Origin of the sequence: Bacillus luti (assembly GCF_009739945.1) — a bacterium.
Classification (GTDB): Bacteria; Bacillota; Bacilli; order Bacillales; family Bacillaceae_G; genus Bacillus_A; species Bacillus_A luti.
Map to the genome: position 1 here is coordinate 3,760,087 of NZ_CP040336.1, position 21,264 is coordinate 3,781,350.

Sequence of the window (21,264 nt, forward strand, 5' to 3'; positions counted from 1 at the left end):
CCTTCTGCCATTAAGAAAGGTGTTTTACAAATTCAGCTCCAAACTGTAAACATTTTTCTACATCTTCATCTTCTGGCGTTAATTCTACTTTTAGTCCTTCTAGCACAACTGCTGCCCCGCGTTCTTGTAGCTTTTCTATTAAAATGTCAACCGCCACGCCGTATTTCGGATAGGCCGAATCACATGAACCGAATACTGCCGCTTTTTTTCCAGCTAAATCAATAGCATCCATTGCGTCATAAAAATCTAAGAAATCATCCGGAAGGTCTCCGTCTCCCCAAGTGTAAGCGCCTAAAATAATCCCGTCATATTGTTCTAATATAGAAGCTTCTGGTGAATCCATAATATCAATAACTTCAATTTCATTTTCTGTTTCACGAATTGCCCCTGCAATATGATCAGCCATTTCCTCTGTATTTCCACTCATACTTGCAAAAATCATTACTAACTTACTCAACTTTATCTCTCCCTTTACTTTGTATCTCTTTTTCTGTTTGGGTTGTACTCTTCTCTTCTACATATTCCGAACGAATTACATTTCGTTGCCATTCCATATGCTGATCAACATCTTTGTTTTTATCTTTTAATCCCCTCCGCAGAAGGTGATATTTTTTTCTCATTAACATGTCGCATCCATCCTATTGATAATAATTATCAATTTCAACTATTCTTAGATTAATTGACATTGATTATCAATGTCAACAACTATTTTTAAAAAAATAGTTAAAATGTACAAGCTTGTCCGTTAGCTATTCATATACTATAAATGAGCATAGTTCTTTCTCAGCCCTCTCTGACGGAAAGAAATAAAAGCAACTGCAATAGAGTGCAGTTGCCTTTTTTTATGCTTTTCTATGATTTCAGTAATCTCATCGTTGTTTCTAAAAACAATTCCACTCCATAAATGAGTGCTGATTCATCTACATCAAATTTTGGATGATGATGCGGATAACAAGTATCCATTTTTTCATTCCCTGTCCCCAATTTAATGAAGCAACCCGGTGCTTTTCTTAAATATGCTGAGAAATCTTCTCCTCCCATAGAAGGTTCCAGCTTCACAACACGCTCATTCCCGAACAAATATATCGCACTTTCTTCTACTACTTTCGTAATAGATTCATCATTAATAACTGGATCATATCCATATCGATACGTATATGTATAATCCCCTCCATGTGCTTCTGTAATTCCTTTCACGACTTTCTCAATTCTCTCTTCTGCTTCTTTTCTTAATGTTTGATTAAAAGAGCGAACTGTTCCCATTAAAGTTGCCGCATTAGGAATAATATTATCTGCCATTCCCCCATGAAACTGCGTAACCGAAACTACCCTTTGCATAAAAGCACTTGTGTTTCTGGATACGATATGTTGTAAGTTTGTAATAATTTGTGCTCCGATAGCAATAGGGTCTACCGTTTCTTCTGGCCGCGCCGCATGCCCCCCCTTGCCATAAATTTCAACTGTAAATACGTCTGGTGCTGCCATCATCGCTCCATACACAATCCCAATCTTTCCGCTTTCCAATCCAGACATAACATGTAAACCTATTACATAATCAACACCATCCATAACACCTGCCTCAACCATTTCTTGTCCGCCGCCAGGATATACTTCTTCTGCATGCTGAAAGATTAACCGAATTTCACCTGCAAATCCTTCCTTTATATTTGCTATCGTCTCTGCAACACTTAACAAAATAGCAGCATGCGCATCATGTCCACATGCATGCATCATTCCTTTATTCATAGACGTATAGGATTTCCTTGTTTCCTCTTGAATTGGTAAAGCATCTATATCGGCTCGAATTGCAACTACTTTTCCTTGTTCCGTTCCTCTTTTAATTGCTAGTACACTATACTTCGTTGGCCTCATTACTTCCAAAGTAGAAAATGAGCATAATGTATCATATATAAATTGCGAAGTTTCTTCTTCATGAAATGATAATTCCGGATATTTATGAAAATGCCGTCTCCATTTCATAATATTTTCTTCTGAAATAATATCCTTCCACACGCTCTTCATCAGAAATTCCTCCTTTTAAGAAACTTTAGCAATTCAGAAATTAACTATGAAAGATTCAAAGATACAAGCAAATATTGCATTTCTAAACATTCTTCCAGTCCACTTTCATACATTCACACAATCCACTTTCCATTTACATGTCAAAGCCATTACAAATTCATGCTGAATGTAATATAATTGCTAAGTTAGGGATTTTCTTTTTTAGTATTTAGTGCTAATATCAGAAAAGAGCCTTTTGACTTATTTTTACCTAAAATGTGGGATTTTGTTTTTTTCACAATAATGTAGGACATGATACCTACAAAGAGCTATTATTTCATTAAGAGAGGGAAAGACATGGAAAGATTAAAAGAGATATGGTCTCGACCACTCACACAATGGGTTGCAAAGACGGTTTATTACCTTGCAATTTTATTTGCATTACTTTGGTTGTATGGATTCCATGATACAAACACAAGTACATTTATTTACAACGAATTTTAGGGTGGGAACGTTATGAAGTTATTAGAACAAATTGAAAAGTGGGCTGCAGAAACGCCTGATCAAACCGCTTTTGTTTGGCGAGATGCGAAAATTACGTACAAACAATTAAAGGAAGATTCTGATGCGTTAGCACATTGGATTTCTTCTGAGTATCCAGATGATCGTTCACCAATTATGGTGTATGGCCATATGCAACCTGAAATGATTATTAACTTTTTAGGTTGTGTAAAAGCTGGACATGCTTATATTCCTGTAGATTTATCTATCCCAGCTGATCGTGTACAACGTATCGCTGAAAATTCTGGTGCGAAATTACTTTTATCGGCAACTGAAGTAACTGTAACTGATTTACCAGTTCGCATTGTAAGTGAAAACAACTTAAAAGATATTTTCTTTACTCATAAAGGGAACACTCCAAATCCTGAACATGCGGTAAAAGGTGATGAGAATTTCTACATTATTTACACATCAGGAAGCACAGGTAATCCGAAAGGGGTTCAGATTACTTATAACTGTCTTGTTAGCTTTACAAAATGGGCTGTGGAAGATTTCAACTTACAAACAGGGCAAGTATTCTTAAACCAAGCACCTTTCTCATTCGATTTATCTGTAATGGATATTTACCCATCATTAGTAACAGGTGGTACACTTTGGGCAATCGATAAAGATATGATTGCACGTCCAAAAGACTTGTTTGCTTCTTTAGAGCAATCGGATATACAAGTATGGACTTCAACACCATCTTTCGCTGAAATGTGTTTAATGGAAGCATCTTTCTCTGAGAGTATGCTACCAAACATGAAAACATTCTTATTCTGCGGTGAAGTGTTACCAAATGAAGTAGCTAGAAAATTAATTGAGCGTTTCCCTAAAGCAACAATTATGAATACGTACGGTCCAACAGAAGCTACAGTTGCTGTAACAGGTATTCACGTTACAACAGAAGTGCTAGATCAATATAAATCACTTCCAGTTGGCTACTGTAAATCAGACTGTCGCCTTCTTATTATGAAAGAAGATGGTACAATTGCACCTGATGGTGAAAAAGGTGAAATCGTAATTGTTGGTCCTAGCGTAAGCGTTGGGTATTTAGGAAGCCCTGAATTAACAGAAAAAGCATTTACTATAATTGACGGCGAGCGTGCCTATAAAACAGGCGATGCTGGCTATGTAGAAAATGGTCTTCTATTCTATAATGGTCGTCTTGATTTCCAAATTAAGCTTCATGGTTATCGAATGGAATTAGAAGAAATCGAACATCATCTTCGTGCGTGTTCTTACGTAGAAGGGGCAGTTATTGTTCCTATTAAAAAAGGTGAAAAATACGATTATTTATTAGCGGTTGTTGTTCCTGGAGAGCATTCGTTTGAAAAAGAATTCAAATTAACATCTGCAATCAAAAAAGAACTCAATGAGCGTTTACCAAACTACATGATTCCACGTAAATTCATGTATCAATCTTCTATTCCAATGACACCAAATGGAAAGGTAGATCGCAAAAAATTATTGAGTGAGGTTACAGCATGACCGCATATGGATCATTTTATTTTTTCGCTATAGTGGGCATTTTATTAATACCTACTATCATAGCTGGATTAAAAGGTAAAATGTTGCGTAAATATAATGCCGTTTTAACATTAGTCATGCTTGCTATTATCTTCTCTGATAAACCGAAGCAAGCAATTATGTTAGCCGCATTTATTATTTGGCAATATGCCCTTATTAAAGGCTATTTAATTTTAAGAAAACAAAATAATAGTACATTCACATTTTGTATAGCTGTTATTTTATCAATTTTGCCACTTATTTTGGCAAAAATCGCACCATTTGCCCCTGAACTAAAGTTTATTGTATTTCTAGGAATGTCTTATGTAACATTTAGAGCAGTGCAAATGGTATTTGAAGTTCGTGATGGCTTAATTAAAGAACTTTCCTTCTTCAATTTTTGGGAATTTGTTTTATTCTTCCCAGCTATCTCAACCGGACCTATCGATCGTTACCGCAGATTCCAAAAAGATATTCAAAAGCCACCTAGCGCAGAAGAATATCAAAATTTACTATATACAGGATTAAACCGTATTTTCCAAGGTTTCTTGTATAAATTTATTATCGCTTACTTAATAAAGCAATATTTTATGGATCCAGCATTTGCACAGCAAGATACAATCCTATCCAATATGATTTACATGTATAGCTATAGCTTATATTTATTCTTCGACTTTGCTGGTTATAGCTCATTTGTAATCGGTGTAAGTTATATGATGGGTATTAAAACGCCAGAAAACTTTAATAAACCGTTCATTAGTCGTAATATTAAAGACTTCTGGAACCGCTGGCACATGAGTTTATCATTCTGGTTCCGTGATTTTATCTACATGCGTTTCGTCTTTTTTGCAACGAAGAAAAAGTTAATTAAAAACCGTTACACAATTTCGTATATCGGTGCATTTTTAAACTTCTTCATCATGGGAATATGGCATATTACTGGTGAGCATGTGTATCAATACATTATTTATGGTCTTTATCACGCTGCATTGTTCATCCTGTTCGATATTTTCGAACGAAAAAACAAGAAGCTTAAGTTTTGGCCAAATAATAAATTTACGCACGTCCTTGCGATTGTAATTACGTTCCACGTTGTATGTTTCGGTTTCCTAATTTTCTCTGGACACCTTAACAGATACTTTTAATGCACCCTTCTTATTTCATTAAGAAGTTGCACATATAATATATTTCGGATATAAAGGAGATTTTAAAAATGGCAGAATTCAAAGAGCAAGTATTAGATATTTTAGAAGAAGTATGTGAAAACGATATTGTGAAAGAAAACTTAGATGTTCAATTATTTGAAGAAGGTATTCTTGATTCTTTCGCTGTAGTATCTTTATTAGTTGAATTCCAAGAGCGTTTAGATATTGAAGTTTCTATTTCTGATTTTGACCGTGACGAGTGGGCTACACCAAACATGGTTATTAAGAAGTTGGAAGAAATCCGATGAACAAAGCAAAATTTGGTCCGATGCTTTTAGCATTGGCCCTTTTTGCTGTATTCTTACTTATTCCGACGCGCTTCCTACTTCCACTTTTAAGTGATGAAAAAGTAGAACAAGCTGCAACTTCTTTGAAAGAAGAAAAGATTCAAAGTATGATTTTACAGCAAAAGATGTTAGCAGATCCGAAATATCTTCCGATGTACGGTTCATCGGAATTCGCACGTATGGATGCTTTCCATCCATCAAATTATTTCAAAGTAAAGCCTGAAGGGTTCACACCATTCCTTCTTGGACGCGGCGGAACACAAGACCTTGTACACGTATTAAACTTTGCATCTACAATGGATCAATTGAAAGACAAGAAAATGGTATTCGTTCTTTCTCCGCAATGGTTTGTGCCACAAGGTATTGATGAAACACACTTTGCACCTAACTTTTCAAAACAACAAGGCTATCATTTCCTTTTCAATGATGACTTAAAGCCTGAAATGAAAAAACAAATTGCAAAGCGTTTATTAAACTTTGAGATCGTTAAGAAAGAAACTTTACTTAAAGTTTCGCTTGAAGGTATCGCTTATGATGATACGAAGCATAAAGTAAAAGCACTTGCTGCTAAACCTTTCGCTTATATTTATCGTAACATTTTAGATCGTAAAGACTTATTTACAGCAATGTTCAATATTAAACCGCATAAAGAAAAGCTTGACCCTTCATTAAAACAAATGAACTGGGATGAAGCTCGTAAACATGCAGATCAAACTGGTGCAGTAGAATCAGGATCTAACGAATATGGTATCGAAGATGACTACTTCAATAGCAAAATCAAGAAGAAATTAAAGCAACGTGAAGGCTACTTAAAAAATGATGCTTATGATCAATCGCCAGAATATGAAGATTTACAAATGGTACTTGATTTATTAAAACAATCTGGTGCAAAACCACTCTTCATTTCTGTTCCCGTGAAAGGTCCTTGGTACGATTATGCTGGCTTCCCGAAAGAACGCCGTGAATTGTACTACAAGAAAGTTCATGAGCAAATTGAGAAAGCTGGTTATCCAATTGCCGACTTCTCAAATCATGAGTATGATAAATACTTCTTAAAAGATCATATGCACTTAGGTTGGAAAGGCTGGGTTTACATTGACGAAGCCATCCAACAATTTTATAAAGCAAACTAATGAAAAGACCACTTGAATTATTCAAGTGGTCTTTTTCTATATACATTTTGTAATTGTTCCATTACGTTATCTGCTTCTTCCATGACGCGCTCCACTACGTGCTGAGCTGATTCTATTCGTGCCAATGATGATGCTTGTCCCGCCCAAAGTGACATGTATTCACCTTTATTTTGTTTTGCTGCTTCTTGGCGTATTTTAGAAGTTAATACGTTTTGCACTGGATACATCGGAAGCACATCTTCTTTTCTTTCATGTCTTTCTATGAATTCATTACGAATGCCCCGTGCATATTTCCCAGAAAACGCACGGGTTACTGTTGTACTCGTATCCGTGCTTTGTAAGACGGCCTCTTTATATACATCATGTGTAACGCTTTCTTTACTCGTTAAAAAGGCTGATCCCATTTGAACAGCCTCTGCCCCTAACGTAAATGCAGCAACAAGCCCTTGCCCGTTCATTACACCACCTGCTGCGACAATCGGGATATGCGGGACTGCAGCTACTAGTTGCGGGATTAACGCAAACGTGCCAATCATAGCATCTTGTTCTTTCCCAATAAACGTTCCTCTATGCCCTCCAGCTTCGCTACCTTGTCCAGCGATAATATCTACTCCTAGCTCGGCAAGTGCTTTCGCTTCTGCTACATGAGTAGCTGTTCCGATGACTTTTATTCCTCTTCTTTTTAAATCATCTATTTCTTCTTGTTCTAATGTTTGGAATGCAAAGCTAACGACTGGTACCTTTTCTTCTAATAACACTTGTAATTGTTCTTTATAGCTTTTTGGAAGCTTTAAAGTCTTTTCTTCCTCTATACCTAATTCTCTATTCACTCCACTAAGTAATACTTTTGCCTCGTTTACCTTCTTTTCTTCTATCTGTATCTCTTTCGTTAACAGTAAATTAACACCGAAAGGCTTATCTGTTAGTTCTCTTATTTTATAAATCGCTTCACGCATTTGTTCAGGGCTCATATACCCAGCTCCAAGCGTACCTAATCCTCCGCTATTACTTACAGCTGCAACAAGTTCAGGCGTCGTAATCGCACCTGCCATACCTGCTTGAATGATGGGATACTTAATTTTTAATATATCTATTACTCGACTGGTAAACATCATTTTCCCTCCTATCCCCCTTATATCTTCTTTATTTGACAAGCTTTCCCCTTCTTTTACAAGGGTTGAACTTCCTCTCAAGCGAATATATTGAAAGAGAAGGAGGCTGAGAATAATGATTTATCCAAATGCATTAAAACAAGGTGATACAGTAATGATTATTGCCCCGTCTGGCCCACCAACAATTGAGAATGTATTAAAAGGGGTACATATATTACAAGAGATGGGGTTATCCGTAATAATTGGGAAGAGTGTTTATGAGAAGTATGGATATTTAGCCGGAAGTGACCAAATTCGTCTTGATGATATACATGAAGCCTTTACAAACAATGAAGTAAAGGCAATTTTCTGTGCACGAGGTGGTTATGGAAGTGCCCGTCTCCTCCCTCACATTCAATATGAAATCATTAGGCAAAATCCAAAAATTTTTTGGGGATATAGTGATATTACAGCTTTACATACAGCTTTTTCACGTTATGCAAAGCTCGTTACTTTTCATGGTCCAATGGTTGAAGAATTAGGAAAAGGTATAGATTCTCTCTCTTTATCTTCTTTCAATCAACTATTTCATCCTTATTCGTCTATCTTATCTGCATCAGAATGTATCGTACCTACCTCTCCCTGTACAGTTACAGGCACATTAGTGGGAGGAAATTTAACTGTGTTAACGAGTATAATTGGTTCTCCCTATGAAACAAATACAGCCAATAAACTTTTATTGCTTGAAGATATTGGAGAGGAACCGTATCGCATTGACCGTATGTTAAATCAACTACTTTTATCTGGACAGTTTAATGAGTGCAGCGGTGTTATTTTTACAAGTTGTCATGACTGTACTCCTTCTAAACCATCTCAGTCATTGCAAACAATATTATATGAATACTTCGAGCCATATCATATACCTGTACTATTCGGTTTACCGATCGGGCATATAAGTCCCAACATCGGTATTCCTCTTGGGGCTACAGCGACAATAGATACAAATAATAAAACACTCTCCATTTCTTCCGGCGTAGCCACTCCATGTTCAAATTAAAAAGGAAAAGCTTAATAGCTTTTCCTTTTAGTTATAGTAATTAAAAATTCGTCCAGATGCGATGTCCGCAATTTCTTCTGGAATAAATGTTTTACTTATATCCGTACCAACATTTAATACAGCTGTTGCATCTTTCTCGATGCTACCAAATAATTCTTTTCCACGTATCGTAACAAGGGGCGTACCTTCTGGCAACACGTTTTTTACAAATTCCAATTGTGTAAAGAACGGCACGATCCATCTATCCTCTCCTTGGAAATGACGCAAACGAAGTGTTCCTTCTGTTGCCCCGTCCTCTGCTTCTAGTGAACCGGCAACATAAAACTCCGTTGATAGGAGCAATTCATAAAATTCTTTTTGCTTTTGTTTATTTTCCCCCGCTACAACAAGTACTTCTTCTATTTTCTTTACTGGAATTTGCTTCATATGATGCCACCCCTATTTTCAAAATGATTATACTTAGATTATACGAAATATTCTTATTTTTTTCTACATAATTCCGCAATTATTTTCTTAAAATAATTTTAATATTTCTTTTGTCATCATAATCGCAGCAAACTCTTCATGTAAATTTACAAGAGTCATATTGTGAATGTCTTCTGCACTATACTCTTTACCACCTGGACCTTTACGGTTAAAAGTAGCCGTCGCATCACTCACTAAATATGTTGTAAATCCTAAATTTCCTGCCATTCGTGTCGTAGTCTCCACACAATGATTTGTCGTTAATCCTACAATTACTACTGCATTGCATTTTTTCTCTCTTAATTGTTCTTCTAAATTTGTCCCAATGAACGCGCTATTAACGGATTTCCTGATAATTATTTCATTTGGCAATGGTTGTACCTCTTCTTTAAAGTTTACCGTTTCCGCTCCTTCATAAAACATCGACTGAACATTTTCTTTATTTACATGTTGAATATGAAAAACTGGTTGCTTCCTCTTTCTCCATTCTTCTAATAAACTTTTCATATTTTCTTCGGCAAAAAGATTATTTCTCTCGCCCCAGTATGGTAATTGAAACGCCTTTTGTACATCAATTATGATCAGTGCTGTTTGATTTGTCATCATTCTCTCCTTAATTAGGCTGTAATTGAAACAGAAAACCAAGTTGCTGCGAGGCAGTAATAAAGCAAATATAAGCACAAAGCTCTACAATTTCTTTTTCCGTCCAATATTGTTTTAATGTACAAAACATATTATCATCTATCGCCTTTTTATCATGGACAAATGTATGCGCAAAAGTAACAGCCACACTCATTTCTTCTACCTTTTGCATATCATCTGGTCTTCCCTTTGCCATGCAGTACGGACATTCATTCCCGTATGCTAATGTTCTTCTTACTTGTTCTTTCAACTCTGCCGAAAGAGTTCCTTTATTATACAGTGTATTTTCTAACGTACTCCACGAATGTAATATATCCCGATTATGCCCTAGTAATTTTTGAAACTTTGTATCTCCTACATTCGATAATGAAATTCTCTCCATCATTTCCCCTCCTATTTTCTTCTATTTTATTGTAAAATAAATAAAGTTCTCTTTACATTTCATATGAATCTTAATTTATATTTTTCCTTTACAAAAATTATCATTTTACTGGAGGTATATTTACAAATGCAATTAGATCGTGTTGATCGTAAAATTTTAAATGAATTATATAATGATAGTCGCCTTTCGATGCGCGAATTGGCCAAACGAGTAAATTTATCCGCTCCATCTACTGCAGAACGTGTTCGTAAACTCGAAAATGAAGGAGTTATTCAAAAATACACAATCGACATTGATTATAAAAAAGCAGGACTTGTCTTAGATTGTATTTTAGAAATCACTTTAAAAAATGGTGACACAACACGTATGCAACAATTTATTCAGTCTTATCCATCTGCAAGTTTTTGTTACCGAGTAACAGGAAGCTTATGCTACATCGTAAAAATTTCTGTCCCTTCACTCGTTGAACTTGAAGAATTTATCAATGATGTTTCTTCATATGCAACGACAGTTTCTCATATCGTATTATCAGAAGTATCTCTTACTCCGGACATTGAACATATATTCCCAGAAAATTAATTAATTTTTATTCAAAAAAAGATAAAAAACCCCTTACAATAAGAATAAAAATAATATATTATGTATTAAAATACATAAAGTTCGAGAAAGGGGCTTTACATTGAAAATCTGGTTTTATGAAAAAACGGCACAATTAGACGACTTGCTTGGTATTTGGGACAATGTTCCGACCATCCCTCGAATTGGTGAAAAAGTGGAGCTTTTAAAAACAGTCCGCACTGTTACAGATATTAAATATGTAAAGAACGGTAATAATTTTCGTGTAGAAATTATTACGAATTAAAAAACATCTCTCCTTTTATAGAGGAGAGATGTTTTTTAATTATCGATTATGCGCTTTCTTTATAACAATTGTATCTTCTTCTACAGATATTGTTACATAATCCTTTTCTTCTAAACGAAGCTTATTTACAGCCTCATCCGGTAGCTCTACAGCCATCAATCTATCTGTTACAATGACTTGACTATACACTTCATTCTCTTGTGATACATTCACTACTTTTTCTTCATTTATAAAGCGCATCGGTGGCACACCAACTTCTTTTACTGTACGCCATTGTTTCCATATGTAAGGAATTAACCACAGTAATCCGACAATGGTAAGACCTATGCCGATCCATAAATTACTTTGTGCCTGCAATTCAGGAATTGAAATTGCATCACTTCCCTCTCCACCTACAAATTGCATACTTGTTGCAATCAAATTATTTAAAGCATGCACCGCAATATTCGTCCATATATTTTTCGTCTTTATGTATAAAAGGCACATAATAATACCAAACATGAAAGCACCAATCACATCGAAATGCCCGAAACCAAAAATAAGCGAAGATACAATAACAGCTCGTTTAATACCCCATTTATAAGCCATTCGCTGTAAAAAGAAGCCTCTAAAAATAACTTCTTCCATAATAGGTGCTAATACACATGCTGAAATGAAAGTAAATATCGTCATATATATGTTACTCGTATCGATGACATTTCCGCCTTCTAACATAGTAACTAAGAAATTAGGTAACGTATGCGCTAATATGTAAAATTGAATATGAGATATACCGACTGAAAAAATCATTCCCATTATCATTGCTAATACAATGAGTCCCCACGGTAAACGTCCTGGCTTATCAAAAAAACTGTTAAATACAACATTATTTTTATTTGTTTTTACATACAACCAAAATAATGGAAATACAAAAAACAGAGTTATTTGTGAAATAACCTCAAACGTATTCTCAGAAACATTTGATAGCTCTAATGGAATTATCGTAAGGAGCAAACCTATAATCATCCATCCAAAAAAACTACGTAGCCTTATACGTGAAAATGCATATTGCAATGTTGAACACCTCCAAAGATAGTAAAAGTAAAACTTCACTCATCGTTTTATAGGAAACTCCTCGCCTAAGAATGACAGGATAACTTAATTATAATATGAATATAGTTGAAATTCTTCCTATTTTTCTCAAATACTTTCTAACAACATAACTAGCAATCTTTTTATTTAAAATACCATATCACTTTTCTTTCATCTGAAATCTACTAGAAAGTTATGTAATAAAAATCCCCGTTTTTACAAGCGGGGATTTCTTTTATTATAATACGTCACGTTTTTGGAATAATGCACTTGATGCTACAAGTAATACAACAAAATATGCAGCTACAAGTAATAATGAAGTTGTAAGTGTGAAGTCTGTGAATGTGGGTTCCATTCCGCCACTTACTAATTTATTACTGTCGTACGCTCTTAAATCCAAATGGAAGAATACTACAAACTTCGCTACACCTTTTGCAAACATTATTAATACCATATTAATTGCTCCTTGTAAGAAGAAGAGGAACATCGTAATAATTAATGGTAATACAGATTTTCTAAATACGTTTGCTAAGAAAAATGCAAGCGTTGCAAAGAAGAACGGTGAAAGTAATTGATATAAAGCAGATTTCACTACGATTGCTAACGTTAATTCTGTTTTACTACCATCCATTACAATTCCGCCAATAATCATTGCAATTAGCATACCAGCTAATACGATAAATAACATTGCTAATAACACAGTAATATATTTAGAAAATAAGACTGTAATTCGTTTTCTCGGACGAATTAATAGTTGTTTAATCGTTCCTTTTTGAAATTCATCAGTCAGAGTACGAGAAGCAAGTGTAATCCCAAAAATCGTTGAAAATAAAACAATTAGACCAAGCTCTGAGTTTGCATAATCTAAATAAGATCCCTGAAATTCATCTCCTTTTCCCCACTTCAACATTGCTAAATTCCCTAAAATTTCGAGTGTAGCAATGACACCGATTAAAATATACATACCTTTTTTCGCATGCAATTTTAAAAATTCATTTTGAATTAATTTAAACATTACGCTTTCACTCCCCCTGTAATCGCTAAGAACTCATCCTCTAACGTTTTATTTTGAACAGTAACTCCGTATACTAGCACATCGTCATTCACAAGCCTTTTTACAAGCTGCGGAATTTCTTCTTTCATTGCAGATACTACAATGATATTTCCTTGCGCCTTGCCTTTAATAATTTCATTTGCTTTCTGTACTTGATCTACTTCAAACGCTACAACTACTGTCTCATCATGTTTCACTTGTTCGTGTAAGTTGTACTCTTGTACAAACTCACCTTGCTTAATAATAACGACACGATCACACATGAGTTCAATTTCACTTAATAAGTGACTTGATACGATTACGGCAATATTCTCTTCTTTCGCTAAACGTTGTAAATAATCACGAATTTGGCGTATACCAGCTGGATCTAATCCATTTGTTGGCTCATCTAAAATTAAGATTTTCGGCTGATGAAGCAATGCCTGCGCGATTCCTAAACGTTGTTTCATACCAAGTGAATATGTTTTCACTTTTTTATGAATCGCATGCTCTAATTCAACAAGCTTTACAATTTCAGCAATGCGCTCTTTACTAATTGGCGTAACAGCCATGTTCGCAAAATGCTTTAAGTTTTGCATTCCTGTCATATAATCATATAGTTCCGGATTTTCTACAATCGCTCCAATTTGCTCTAGCGCTTTTTCACGCTCTGTGCGAATGCTATGACCGCAAATTGTAATATCGCCCTCTGTCATCGAAATAAGACCTGTCATCATACGGATTGTCGTCGTCTTACCACTACCGTTCGGTCCAAGGAAACCGTACACTTCTCCCTCACGAACCTCAAATGATAAACCACGAATAATTTCTGTTCTACCAATCTTTTTCCGAACATTTTCTAATTTTACTACTACGTTTCCCAATGGTAATTTCTCCTTTAAACTTCTATTTTTTTATCGATAATATAAGCAATTACATATACTATTAGAGCACTAACAATTACCATAAAACTTATATTAAAAATGTTTAATCCATTTTCTTGAAACATATCAATAAACAGCCCTTTGCCTTCACTACGATATTCTACTCTTCGTAATCCTTGGAAAGCTGGAGCTAATTTTCCTAGCAATGTTGTCACTAAAGTAATCGCTATACTTACGATTAAAGAAATAATGACAATCAATATTTTTTGTATCTTTTTCTTCTTAGTAAGCAATTTAACGAGAGTAACTACTAAGAAAATTTGTAACACCGCAAATAAAAACTCAAACAAATCACTCATTGTATATATTAAATTCTTTACTATACCTGCTTGCATAATCTCTTGTGCATCTATATATACATACGTCGTAGGAAATGCTAATACATAACCTACATAGAAAAGAATTCCACATATGCCATACCATATAGCCATTACAATAAAAAAGTAGATAAGGATAGAAAAAACATACTGTTTCCCAGATATCGCTGTAACCCGTAACAATGGATTTGTTAGTAAACGTGAACACGACTTCATCGTTTGTAAAAACATATACAACACATAAAACATGAAAATAATAATAATAAATCCGAATATCGCTTCTTGTTTCACAACAGCTGTCTCACTCTTTTTTACAATCATTTGTGAAAATAAAATCGCTTCAACTAACACAAAAATTAAAAAAGTAACAATATATTTTTTCCTATTCACATTCCATAAATAAGAAAGTAACGAGTTCACTTACTAAACACCTCCTTAAACAATTCATGAACTGCTTTTCCTCTCTGAAAACGGAGGTCTTCTACATTCTCATATAGTACAATTTCTCCATCTTTTAAAAAGATCACTTCATCAAAAATATTTTCAATTTCATTTATTAGATGGGTTGAAATTAACATGGTACAATCTTCTCTATAAAACTGTAATATTAACTTTAATACATGTTCTCTAGAAACGAGATCAATCCCGCCAAGCGGCTCATCTAGTACGTATAACTTCGCTTTTCGAGAAAAAGTTAAAATGATTTGAAGCTTTTCAACCATACCTTTTGATAATGCTGTAATTCTCTCTTCTAGTGGTATTTTAAATTCCACTATCGTATCTACCGCTCTTTGAATATCAAAGTCCTTATAAAAATCACGATAGAAAAATAAAGAATCTTTTACAGTCATCCATTCATCAAATACTGGCTTATCAGACATAAACGAAACGATTTCTTTCGTCTTTAATCCTACCTTTTCACCAGCTACTGTAATACTGCCTTCCGATGGATGCTGCAGACCGGCAATCATTTTCAATAACGTCGTTTTCCCGCTCCCGTTATCTCCAACAAGCCCTACGATTTTTCCTTCTGTAATTTCTATATCTAATTCACGTATCACTGCTTTTAATCCGTATCTCTTCCATAAGTTTTCTATTTTTAATAGCTCTGTCATTCGCTTTCCTCCTTCTTCTCATGTAATGAAGAACGAAGTATTGAAAGGATTTCGTCTTCTGAAAAGCCTAAATTGTCCATTCCATCTATAAAAGAATGAAGTAATTCTTTCGCCATATCTTTTCGCAGCTCCATAATTTTCTCCCCTTCATTCGTTACATATCGTCCCATTCCTCTACGCGTTACAACAACTCCATCCCGTTCTAGCTCTTGAAATGTGCGCTGTATCGTATTTGGATTTACTTGTAATTCGCTCGCTAATTCACGTACAGAGGGAATTTTATCGCCAGGTAATAAATGACCCGTTACGATTTCTTTTTTTATGTATTCCATTACCTGAATGTAAATTGGTGTATTTGGAGAAAACTCTATTTTCATTTCTTCCCTCCTTTTGTATCAGTGTACTAGTTAAATAATACACTGATACAAAATGTTTGTAAATACCCATTTAATTACAAAAAAGTTCTATCCGTTACTGAGATAGAACTCTTTAAATAGAAATCACTATATAAAAATAATAGTGTTATGTAAACAAATTCATAAAGAAAAGCTGTCTTATTCATTGATAAGACAGCTTTTCTTTATGATCGTATATTAAAAATTAAACATGAAGTCATCGTCAGATAACTTTTCAACGTTCGTTGCTTTTACGTAACCATTTCCTTTTACAGAGAAGAAATCATGGTTTTTCGTATCTGTACGTAAACCATTTAAAACGATTGGGTTAATTTCTTCTTCTTCAAACTTCGGCTCAAGCCCTAAGTTCATAAGTCCTTTATTCGCATTGTAACGAACGAAACGATTTACATCCTCTACAAGACCGATAGAAGTGTAAATTTCTTCTGTATATGCCATTTCAATTTCATATAGTTCCATTAATAATTCTTGCGTTTCTTTTTGCACTTCTTGTTGATCTTCTGCAGATAGTTCTGCGAAGATTTGTTGTGCTAAAATACCGACGAATACGCCGTGAATTGACTCATCACGAATTATTAAGTTAATAATCTCACCACTTGCCGTCAATTTACCTTGGCCAGCTAAGTAAAGTGGATAGAAGAATCCACTATAGAATAAGTAACTTTCTAAGAATACACTTGCTACCATCGCCATGTATAACTCTTTTTTCGTTACTTCAGGCTTTAATAAACGACGATAATAACTAGTAACAATACCAGCCTTTTTCTCAAGTAATGGATGGTTGTCTACCCATTCAAAAATATCATCAATTTCTTCTTCTGTAGCTAATGTTGTGAAGATATGACTGTAACTCTTCGCATGTACTTCTTCCATAGCTCCCATGAAAGCTAATACACTTTTCGCTTGTAAATTTTCAAGATGAACAAGTACAAGTGGCATCCCTTCGCCACCTTGTTTCGTATCTAAAAGTGTTAAACCACCTAATACGCGCTTATAAGCAACCTGCTCTTCTTTTGATAATTGTGCCCAAGTATTTTTGTCAGACGAAACCGCAATTTCTTCTTCTGTCCAAAACTGAGCGATGTTTTGCTTCCAAAACATTAAACTAAAATCATCTTCTTTTTTGTTCCAGTTTACCGCACGCATTCAATCGCCCCTTCTCTAAATAAACATGAAAAATTGATAACTAAGCATGAGCAGGGTTCAGAAAACCCTGCTCATCATGTCTCACTTTTTATATTAAACGGTACAAGCCACGCACTCTTCCACGCTTAATTTACGTGTTCTCGTATAATACAGACTCTTTAAGCCTTTTTTATGTGCATAGATGTAGTAACGTGCTAATTCACGTGTTGAAATATCACTATTAACGTAAAGAATTGTACTAATTCCTTGGTCAATATGCTCTTGAATTTCTGCGATTAAATCAATTAGTTTAAACTGATTCATATCGTAAGAAGATTTATAGTACCAGAACGTATCTTTTGATAAATACGGCATTGGATAATATGTTGTCGCATTCGCATACGTTCTTGATTCGATTTGACTTACGATCGGCATTACGCTTGAAGTTGCATTTTGAACGTAACTGATTGATTGTGTAGGAGCAATGGCAAGACGGTATGAGTTGTATAAACCATTCTTCTGCACTTGCTCTTTTAAACTTGTCCAATCTTCTTTTGTCGGAATATGAATTCCTTCAAATAATTGCTGAACTTTTTCAGTTACTGGGCTATAATCTGTCGTTTCATATTTTTCAAAGTATGTGCCTTTCGCATAATCAGACTTATCGAAGTCTTTAAATGTCTCGCCTTTTTCTTTAGCAATTTCCATACTTTTCTCAATAGAGTAGTAATTTAACATCATAAAGAATGTACGAGCGAACTCTTTCGCTTCTGCACTTTCATAAGCGATTTTGTTTTTTGATAAATATCCGTGTAAGTTCATTGCGCCAAGTCCAACTGAATGAAGCTCATCATTTGCTTTTTTCACAGTTGGTGCATTCGGAATGATCGTCATATCAGAAACAGCTGTTAAAGCTTCCATTCCTGCATGAACTGCTTCACGAATTTCTTTATTTTCCATTACATTTACGATATTTAACGATCCTAAGTTACAGTTAATATCACGACGGATAATGTCCTCTGTACCGTAATCATTTATTTCAGAAGTTTCTTGTAGCTGGAAGATTTCTGTCTCGAATGTTCAACCGAGTTCGCTATTCCTCAGTCCGTTGCTCATGCAACTGCTGTATGTCACCATACAGGACAGACTATATCATCACCTACAGCATTACCTGATTAGGTGCTCCGCTTTTCGAACGCCAATCGCTTGCGCTCTACTCCCATAAGGGATAGTCGTTAGGCTTTTACTTATCTTAAGCTTTCAGAAAGTCTCTTATTACTTTATGTTGTCCGATAACTCTGCTATACAAAATAATAAGATACATTCTGAACTTTTATATTTTCATTCTAAGATAAGATTTAGCACGGTAGGTTACCTCAAATTTGAGGCTTTCCCCGTTTAACGGAGTTTTCGACTAGCATTTCTACTAGAAGGTGCTACATATTTAACACAAGTTCGACATCTTCACAGTTCCAATATCCTTCAGTGGATGTTGGTTATTTGCATTTGATTTAAACATTAAGTATGGGTAACCAGACTCAAGCTGAATCATAGCAATTTTAATAAGCATATCACGTGCACTAATATCTAGTGGCTTCTTCTTCACTTTCGGATTGCTCATTAATTCATCGTACATTTCATCGATATCAATATCATCTAAATGCTTTCCGTATTCTTTATACACCGTATAAGGCGCGAAAACATGGAAAGGTTCGTTTTTCTCAGCAAGCTCGAAGAACTTACTTGGAACGATAATTCCGATTGATAGAGACTGAATACGGCTCTTCTCATCGGCATTTATTTTTTTGGTATCAAGGAATTCAATAATATCCCAATGGAAAATGTTTAAGTATACTGCGCCGGCACCTTTTCGTTGGCCAAGCTGATTCGCATATGAAAACGAATCTTCAAGTAATTTCATAACAGGTACTACACCACTTGCAGCGTTGTCGATACCTTTAATTTGCTCACCACGTGCGCGTAGCTTAGATAAGTTTAAAGCTACTCCCCCGCCGATTTTCGATAATTGCATTGCAGTATTAATGTTAAAGCCGATTGAATTTAAGCTATCGTCCATCTCTAACAAGAAACAAGACACCATTTCTCCTCTTCTGCTTCTTCCCGCATTTAAAAAGGTTGGTGTCGCTGGTTGGTAGTTTTGTTTTACAATCATGCTTGCGAATTGTTTTGCTTTCGCAACATCACCGCGTCCTAAGTATAATGAAACAATTGCTACACGATCTTCATAGCTTTCTAAGTATTGTTTTTGATCATTTGTTTTTAGCGCATAATCTTTGTAGAACTTAGATGCTGCCATATAAGATTGGAACTCGAAGTTTTCACCATAAGCGATGTTATATACCTCTTCTACTTCCTCCAAGCTATACTCGTCCAGAACGTTGTAATAGTAATCATGTTCTTTCATATACTCCATTCGCTCTGCCACGCTATTAAAAGGAACGGTATTCTCTCTAGCTTCTTCCATAAAGACTTCTAATGCCTCTTTATCTTTATGAAGCTGATAAAAACCGTCCTGCATTTGCGTGATTTCATTATTCAGTTCAATGTGTCGCAATCTCCCGCACCCTTTCCTTAAAATATTCTACATCGTTATTTGTTCCTGATAACTCAAATTTTGATACAATAGGCACTTCATATTTAGCAGAAATTTTGTCAGCACTTGCACCGAACATGTCTCCCCAGTTACGATTGCCGCTTGCAGATACGCCTTTTAATTTGTCATTATTGCGCTCTAAAAATTCTAAAACACGTTCTGGTACATTGCCAAAACCTGTTGTATACGTAATTAAAATAAAGTCTTCATCTATTACTAGATCTTCACCAATTTGAACGGCCGGCATATTTAATTTGTGAATGAAACGCTTCACGTTTCCTGTCATAGAATCATATGCAACTAACATTTCCGACCCTCCCTCTCCAATCTATACTCTCTGTATGTTGTTTCTTGATTTCTCTATATATTGTATTACGTTTCAAAATAAGACACAAGATATATGTATAAATTCTTTCTTTTTTTAACTTTTACTTTTCGACACGACAGTCGATTTTTTTCAATACAATGACTATGAAACAACATTCTAAAACTCATGTCAATAAAGTGCTTTTCAAAAAAGTTGTCAACGAATTTAACCTTATTTTAAAAAAAGTTACCAATATATTTTGTCATAAAACGGCAAATGCTGGAGGAATATATTTCTCCAGCATCACGCAAAAAAGAACAGACATTAAACGATAATCTGTTCTAAAAAACGATTACATTTATCAATTTTACTTTATTAAATATTATACATATACTTTCAGTTCTCGTTACATACTAAAAGATAACTATTATAGAAAAAGATTATTATTATGGCATTTCAATTTATTTATAAAAAGATTATTCAGAGTGCTCAATACGTAAAATATCTTTTACAAATATATGATACGGATTCTCATCTTTGTCAATCATTGTACATACAGGAGCTTCTTCATCAAAGTATACAATCATTCCTTCTACGTACTCATATGTATGTTGAACTTGTACTGTTACTTTAATTTCCATCGCTTCTTCATATGCTCTTTTTATTTTTTGAAGCATTTTCGCTGAACATTTTCTTTTCTCTGGATACATAACCATTCCCATAAACCTATTTCCAGCTCTATCTTTCCACATATAATCCCAATGCGGTAATATCCCTTGTTTAAAATCGCCCATAAGTCTCCTCCCCTATATCTTCTAGTTACGAACGTGGCGTTTCTGAATATGTATAAATGACCTGTCCGCCGCGCTGTGCATTCCCAATAATATGTTTAAAATCTTCACGACTAACTACAACTTTCCTGAACGTATAAAATACATCTTTCGTTGCAACATACTCCTTTATTTCACCATTTTTCAGCTGATCCAAAATTGCATTTGCTAATTGTTCATCCATGTATTTCACCTCTATGCAATATTTTATTCTATCGTATATTCTATAGGTCAACAACTGTAAATTTATCCCGTTACTATGTCATAATTTTATTTTCATTTTTTCGCAAATGATATTGCTTACTATATGTCCACTAA

26 protein-coding genes and 1 pseudogene are annotated in these 21,264 nt (G+C 34.8%); 8 read left to right on the forward strand and 19 right to left on the reverse strand.

Annotation, left to right across the window (positions count from 1 at the left end; all coding sequences use genetic code 11):
• Positions 1-10 precede the first annotated feature (10 nt).
• The 3 genes from EUC40_RS19065 to EUC40_RS19070 form a co-directional block, all read right to left on the reverse strand.
• Complete coding sequence (locus EUC40_RS19065) at positions 11-457, reverse strand: flavodoxin (protein WP_000041143.1); 447 nt, start codon at positions 455-457, stop codon at positions 11-13.
• The gene (locus EUC40_RS27045; protein ID WP_071709870.1) at positions 450-626 is read right to left on the reverse strand and encodes a hypothetical protein; all 177 of its coding nucleotides are present in this window, start codon (positions 624-626) and stop codon (positions 450-452) included. The genes EUC40_RS19065 and EUC40_RS27045 overlap by 8 nt, the downstream gene beginning before the upstream one ends.
• Before the next feature lie 226 nt (positions 627-852).
• Entirely contained in the window at positions 853-2,022 is a 1,170-nt protein-coding gene (locus tag EUC40_RS19070) for an amidohydrolase (protein ID WP_156576279.1), read from the reverse strand.
• A gap of 336 nt (positions 2,023-2,358) precedes the next feature.
• On the opposite strand from EUC40_RS19070, the gene EUC40_RS19075 reads away from it, so the two are divergent.
• The 5 genes from EUC40_RS19075 to dltD all read left to right on the forward strand — a co-directional run bounded on the left by EUC40_RS19075 (position 2,359) and on the right by dltD (position 6,675).
• The gene (locus EUC40_RS19075) at positions 2,359-2,505 is read left to right on the forward strand and encodes a teichoic acid D-Ala incorporation-associated protein DltX (RefSeq protein WP_000440293.1); all 147 of its coding nucleotides are present in this window, start codon (positions 2,359-2,361) and stop codon (positions 2,503-2,505) included.
• 12 nt (positions 2,506-2,517) lie between these two features.
• Entirely contained in the window at positions 2,518-4,032 is a 1,515-nt protein-coding gene (gene dltA / locus EUC40_RS19080) for a D-alanine--poly(phosphoribitol) ligase subunit DltA (RefSeq protein WP_156576280.1), read from the forward strand.
• Positions 4,029-5,195, forward strand: coding sequence for a D-alanyl-lipoteichoic acid biosynthesis protein DltB (gene dltB / locus EUC40_RS19085; RefSeq protein WP_156576281.1), 1,167 nt, complete (start codon positions 4,029-4,031; stop codon positions 5,193-5,195). The genes dltA and dltB overlap by 4 nt, the downstream gene beginning before the upstream one ends.
• A 68-nt stretch (positions 5,196-5,263) precedes the next feature.
• A complete protein-coding gene (dltC, locus tag EUC40_RS19090; protein ID WP_000807310.1) occupies positions 5,264-5,503 on the forward strand; it encodes a D-alanine--poly(phosphoribitol) ligase subunit DltC in 240 nt (79 codons plus the stop codon).
• Positions 5,500-6,675: a D-alanyl-lipoteichoic acid biosynthesis protein DltD gene (gene dltD, locus EUC40_RS19095; RefSeq protein ID WP_156576282.1), complete on the forward strand. Its 1,176-nt coding sequence runs from the start codon at positions 5,500-5,502 to the stop codon at positions 6,673-6,675. Before dltC ends, dltD begins: the two co-directional genes overlap by 4 nt.
• Positions 6,676-6,692: 17 nt before the next feature.
• Here dltD and EUC40_RS19100 read toward each other — a convergent pair whose 3' ends face one another.
• Entirely contained in the window at positions 6,693-7,787 is a 1,095-nt protein-coding gene (locus EUC40_RS19100; protein WP_156576283.1) for an NAD(P)H-dependent flavin oxidoreductase, read from the reverse strand.
• A 115-nt stretch (positions 7,788-7,902) separates the two neighbouring features.
• Here EUC40_RS19100 and EUC40_RS19105 point away from each other — a divergent pair, with 115 nt between their 5' ends.
• Positions 7,903-8,823 (forward strand): S66 peptidase family protein, encoded by a 921-nt coding sequence (locus tag EUC40_RS19105; RefSeq protein ID WP_156576284.1) that lies wholly within the window; start codon positions 7,903-7,905, stop codon positions 8,821-8,823.
• 27 nt (positions 8,824-8,850) lie between these two features.
• On the opposite strand, the gene EUC40_RS19110 is transcribed toward EUC40_RS19105, so the two are convergent.
• The 3 genes from EUC40_RS19110 to EUC40_RS19120 all read right to left on the reverse strand — a co-directional run bounded on the left by EUC40_RS19110 (position 8,851) and on the right by EUC40_RS19120 (position 10,315).
• Positions 8,851-9,249 (reverse strand): SseB family protein, encoded by a 399-nt coding sequence (locus EUC40_RS19110; RefSeq protein ID WP_156576285.1) that lies wholly within the window; start codon positions 9,247-9,249, stop codon positions 8,851-8,853.
• A gap of 87 nt (positions 9,250-9,336) precedes the next feature.
• Entirely contained in the window at positions 9,337-9,891 is a 555-nt protein-coding gene (locus EUC40_RS19115) for a cysteine hydrolase family protein (protein WP_156576286.1), read from the reverse strand.
• A 10-nt stretch (positions 9,892-9,901) separates the two neighbouring features.
• Positions 9,902-10,315: a carboxymuconolactone decarboxylase family protein gene (locus EUC40_RS19120; protein WP_116758454.1), complete on the reverse strand. Its 414-nt coding sequence runs from the start codon at positions 10,313-10,315 to the stop codon at positions 9,902-9,904.
• A 123-nt stretch (positions 10,316-10,438) separates the two neighbouring features.
• Here EUC40_RS19120 and EUC40_RS19125 point away from each other — a divergent pair, with 123 nt between their 5' ends.
• Both EUC40_RS19125 and EUC40_RS19130 read left to right on the forward strand, forming a co-directional pair.
• Entirely contained in the window at positions 10,439-10,891 is a 453-nt protein-coding gene (locus EUC40_RS19125) for an Lrp/AsnC family transcriptional regulator (protein WP_001175488.1), read from the forward strand.
• Between the two features lie 100 nt (positions 10,892-10,991).
• Positions 10,992-11,174 carry a DUF3913 family protein gene (locus EUC40_RS19130; RefSeq protein ID WP_000707110.1) on the forward strand — a complete coding sequence of 61 codons (183 nt, stop codon included), beginning with the start codon at positions 10,992-10,994 and terminating at the stop codon, positions 11,172-11,174.
• A gap of 39 nt (positions 11,175-11,213) precedes the next feature.
• Here EUC40_RS19130 and EUC40_RS19135 read toward each other — a convergent pair whose 3' ends face one another.
• From EUC40_RS19135 to EUC40_RS19190, 12 genes and pseudogenes are all read right to left on the reverse strand, one after another.
• Positions 11,214-12,227, reverse strand: a complete 1,014-nt coding sequence (locus EUC40_RS19135; protein WP_156576287.1) for a CPBP family intramembrane glutamic endopeptidase — start codon at positions 12,225-12,227, stop codon at positions 11,214-11,216.
• Positions 12,228-12,483: 256 nt separating this feature from the next.
• On the reverse strand, positions 12,484-13,260 hold the full coding sequence (locus EUC40_RS19140; RefSeq protein WP_156576288.1) for an ABC transporter permease: 777 nt from the start codon (positions 13,258-13,260) through the stop codon (positions 12,484-12,486).
• Positions 13,260-14,162 carry an ABC transporter ATP-binding protein gene (locus EUC40_RS19145; RefSeq protein WP_071709880.1) on the reverse strand — a complete coding sequence of 301 codons (903 nt, stop codon included), beginning with the start codon at positions 14,160-14,162 and terminating at the stop codon, positions 13,260-13,262. Before EUC40_RS19145 ends, EUC40_RS19140 begins: the two co-directional genes overlap by 1 nt.
• A 14-nt stretch (positions 14,163-14,176) precedes the next feature.
• Positions 14,177-14,959: an ABC transporter permease gene (locus EUC40_RS19150; RefSeq protein ID WP_156576289.1), complete on the reverse strand. Its 783-nt coding sequence runs from the start codon at positions 14,957-14,959 to the stop codon at positions 14,177-14,179.
• Complete coding sequence (locus tag EUC40_RS19155) at positions 14,956-15,654, reverse strand: ABC transporter ATP-binding protein (protein ID WP_071709882.1); 699 nt, start codon at positions 15,652-15,654, stop codon at positions 14,956-14,958. Before EUC40_RS19155 ends, EUC40_RS19150 begins: the two co-directional genes overlap by 4 nt.
• Positions 15,651-16,031 carry a GntR family transcriptional regulator gene (locus tag EUC40_RS19160; RefSeq protein WP_000687510.1) on the reverse strand — a complete coding sequence of 127 codons (381 nt, stop codon included), beginning with the start codon at positions 16,029-16,031 and terminating at the stop codon, positions 15,651-15,653. Before EUC40_RS19160 ends, EUC40_RS19155 begins: the two co-directional genes overlap by 4 nt.
• 216 nt (positions 16,032-16,247) lie before the next feature.
• Positions 16,248-17,216 carry a class 1b ribonucleoside-diphosphate reductase subunit beta gene (nrdF, locus tag EUC40_RS19165; protein ID WP_071709883.1) on the reverse strand — a complete coding sequence of 323 codons (969 nt, stop codon included), beginning with the start codon at positions 17,214-17,216 and terminating at the stop codon, positions 16,248-16,250.
• Between the two features lie 93 nt (positions 17,217-17,309).
• Entirely contained in the window at positions 17,310-18,206 is an 897-nt protein-coding gene (locus EUC40_RS19170; RefSeq protein WP_341874035.1) for a ribonucleotide reductase large subunit, read from the reverse strand.
• A gap of 436 nt (positions 18,207-18,642) precedes the next feature.
• Positions 18,643-19,770, reverse strand: a pseudogene (locus tag EUC40_RS19175) (ribonucleotide reductase N-terminal alpha domain-containing protein); the annotation flags it as partial.
• Complete coding sequence (gene nrdI / locus EUC40_RS19180) at positions 19,757-20,116, reverse strand: class Ib ribonucleoside-diphosphate reductase assembly flavoprotein NrdI (protein ID WP_000959449.1); 360 nt, start codon at positions 20,114-20,116, stop codon at positions 19,757-19,759. The pseudogene EUC40_RS19175 and the gene nrdI, both read right to left, overlap by 14 nt.
• 476 nt (positions 20,117-20,592) lie before the next feature.
• The gene (locus EUC40_RS19185) at positions 20,593-20,910 is read right to left on the reverse strand and encodes a hypothetical protein (RefSeq protein ID WP_156576290.1); all 318 of its coding nucleotides are present in this window, start codon (positions 20,908-20,910) and stop codon (positions 20,593-20,595) included.
• Positions 20,911-20,935: 25 nt separating this feature from the next.
• The gene (locus EUC40_RS19190) at positions 20,936-21,130 is read right to left on the reverse strand and encodes a hypothetical protein (RefSeq protein ID WP_000344282.1); all 195 of its coding nucleotides are present in this window, start codon (positions 21,128-21,130) and stop codon (positions 20,936-20,938) included.
• Positions 21,131-21,264 lie beyond the last annotated feature (134 nt).

What these genes read in the sequence shown, in the direction of transcription:
- EUC40_RS27045 (WP_071709870.1), bottom strand. Translation starts at nt 626, where the DNA reads ATGTTAATGAGAAAAAAATATCACCTTCTGCGGAGGGGATTAAAAGAT.
- EUC40_RS19070 (WP_156576279.1), bottom strand. Translation starts at nt 2,022, where the DNA reads ATGAAGAGCGTGTGGAAGGATATTATTTCAGAAGAAAATATTATGAAA.
- EUC40_RS19075 (WP_000440293.1), top strand. Translation starts at nt 2,359, where the DNA reads ATGGAAAGATTAAAAGAGATATGGTCTCGACCACTCACACAATGGGTT.
- dltA (WP_156576280.1), top strand. Translation starts at nt 2,518, where the DNA reads ATGAAGTTATTAGAACAAATTGAAAAGTGGGCTGCAGAAACGCCTGAT.
- dltB (WP_156576281.1), top strand. Translation starts at nt 4,029, where the DNA reads ATGACCGCATATGGATCATTTTATTTTTTCGCTATAGTGGGCATTTTA.
- dltC (WP_000807310.1), top strand. Translation starts at nt 5,264, where the DNA reads ATGGCAGAATTCAAAGAGCAAGTATTAGATATTTTAGAAGAAGTATGT.
- dltD (WP_156576282.1), top strand. Translation starts at nt 5,500, where the DNA reads ATGAACAAAGCAAAATTTGGTCCGATGCTTTTAGCATTGGCCCTTTTT.
- EUC40_RS19100 (WP_156576283.1), bottom strand. Translation starts at nt 7,787, where the DNA reads ATGTTTACCAGTCGAGTAATAGATATATTAAAAATTAAGTATCCCATC.
- EUC40_RS19105 (WP_156576284.1), top strand. Translation starts at nt 7,903, where the DNA reads ATGATTTATCCAAATGCATTAAAACAAGGTGATACAGTAATGATTATT.
- EUC40_RS19110 (WP_156576285.1), bottom strand. Translation starts at nt 9,249, where the DNA reads ATGAAGCAAATTCCAGTAAAGAAAATAGAAGAAGTACTTGTTGTAGCG.
- EUC40_RS19115 (WP_156576286.1), bottom strand. Translation starts at nt 9,891, where the DNA reads ATGACAAATCAAACAGCACTGATCATAATTGATGTACAAAAGGCGTTT.
- EUC40_RS19120 (WP_116758454.1), bottom strand. Translation starts at nt 10,315, where the DNA reads ATGATGGAGAGAATTTCATTATCGAATGTAGGAGATACAAAGTTTCAA.
- EUC40_RS19125 (WP_001175488.1), top strand. Translation starts at nt 10,439, where the DNA reads ATGCAATTAGATCGTGTTGATCGTAAAATTTTAAATGAATTATATAAT.
- EUC40_RS19140 (WP_156576288.1), bottom strand. Translation starts at nt 13,260, where the DNA reads ATGTTTAAATTAATTCAAAATGAATTTTTAAAATTGCATGCGAAAAAA.
- EUC40_RS19155 (WP_071709882.1), bottom strand. Translation starts at nt 15,654, where the DNA reads ATGACAGAGCTATTAAAAATAGAAAACTTATGGAAGAGATACGGATTA.
- EUC40_RS19160 (WP_000687510.1), bottom strand. Translation starts at nt 16,031, where the DNA reads ATGAAAATAGAGTTTTCTCCAAATACACCAATTTACATTCAGGTAATG.
- nrdF (WP_071709883.1), bottom strand. Translation starts at nt 17,216, where the DNA reads ATGCGTGCGGTAAACTGGAACAAAAAAGAAGATGATTTTAGTTTAATG.
- nrdI (WP_000959449.1), bottom strand. Translation starts at nt 20,116, where the DNA reads ATGTTAGTTGCATATGATTCTATGACAGGAAACGTGAAGCGTTTCATT.
- EUC40_RS19185 (WP_156576290.1), bottom strand. Translation starts at nt 20,910, where the DNA reads ATGGGCGATTTTAAACAAGGGATATTACCGCATTGGGATTATATGTGG.
- EUC40_RS19190 (WP_000344282.1), bottom strand. Translation starts at nt 21,130, where the DNA reads ATGGATGAACAATTAGCAAATGCAATTTTGGATCAGCTGAAAAATGGT.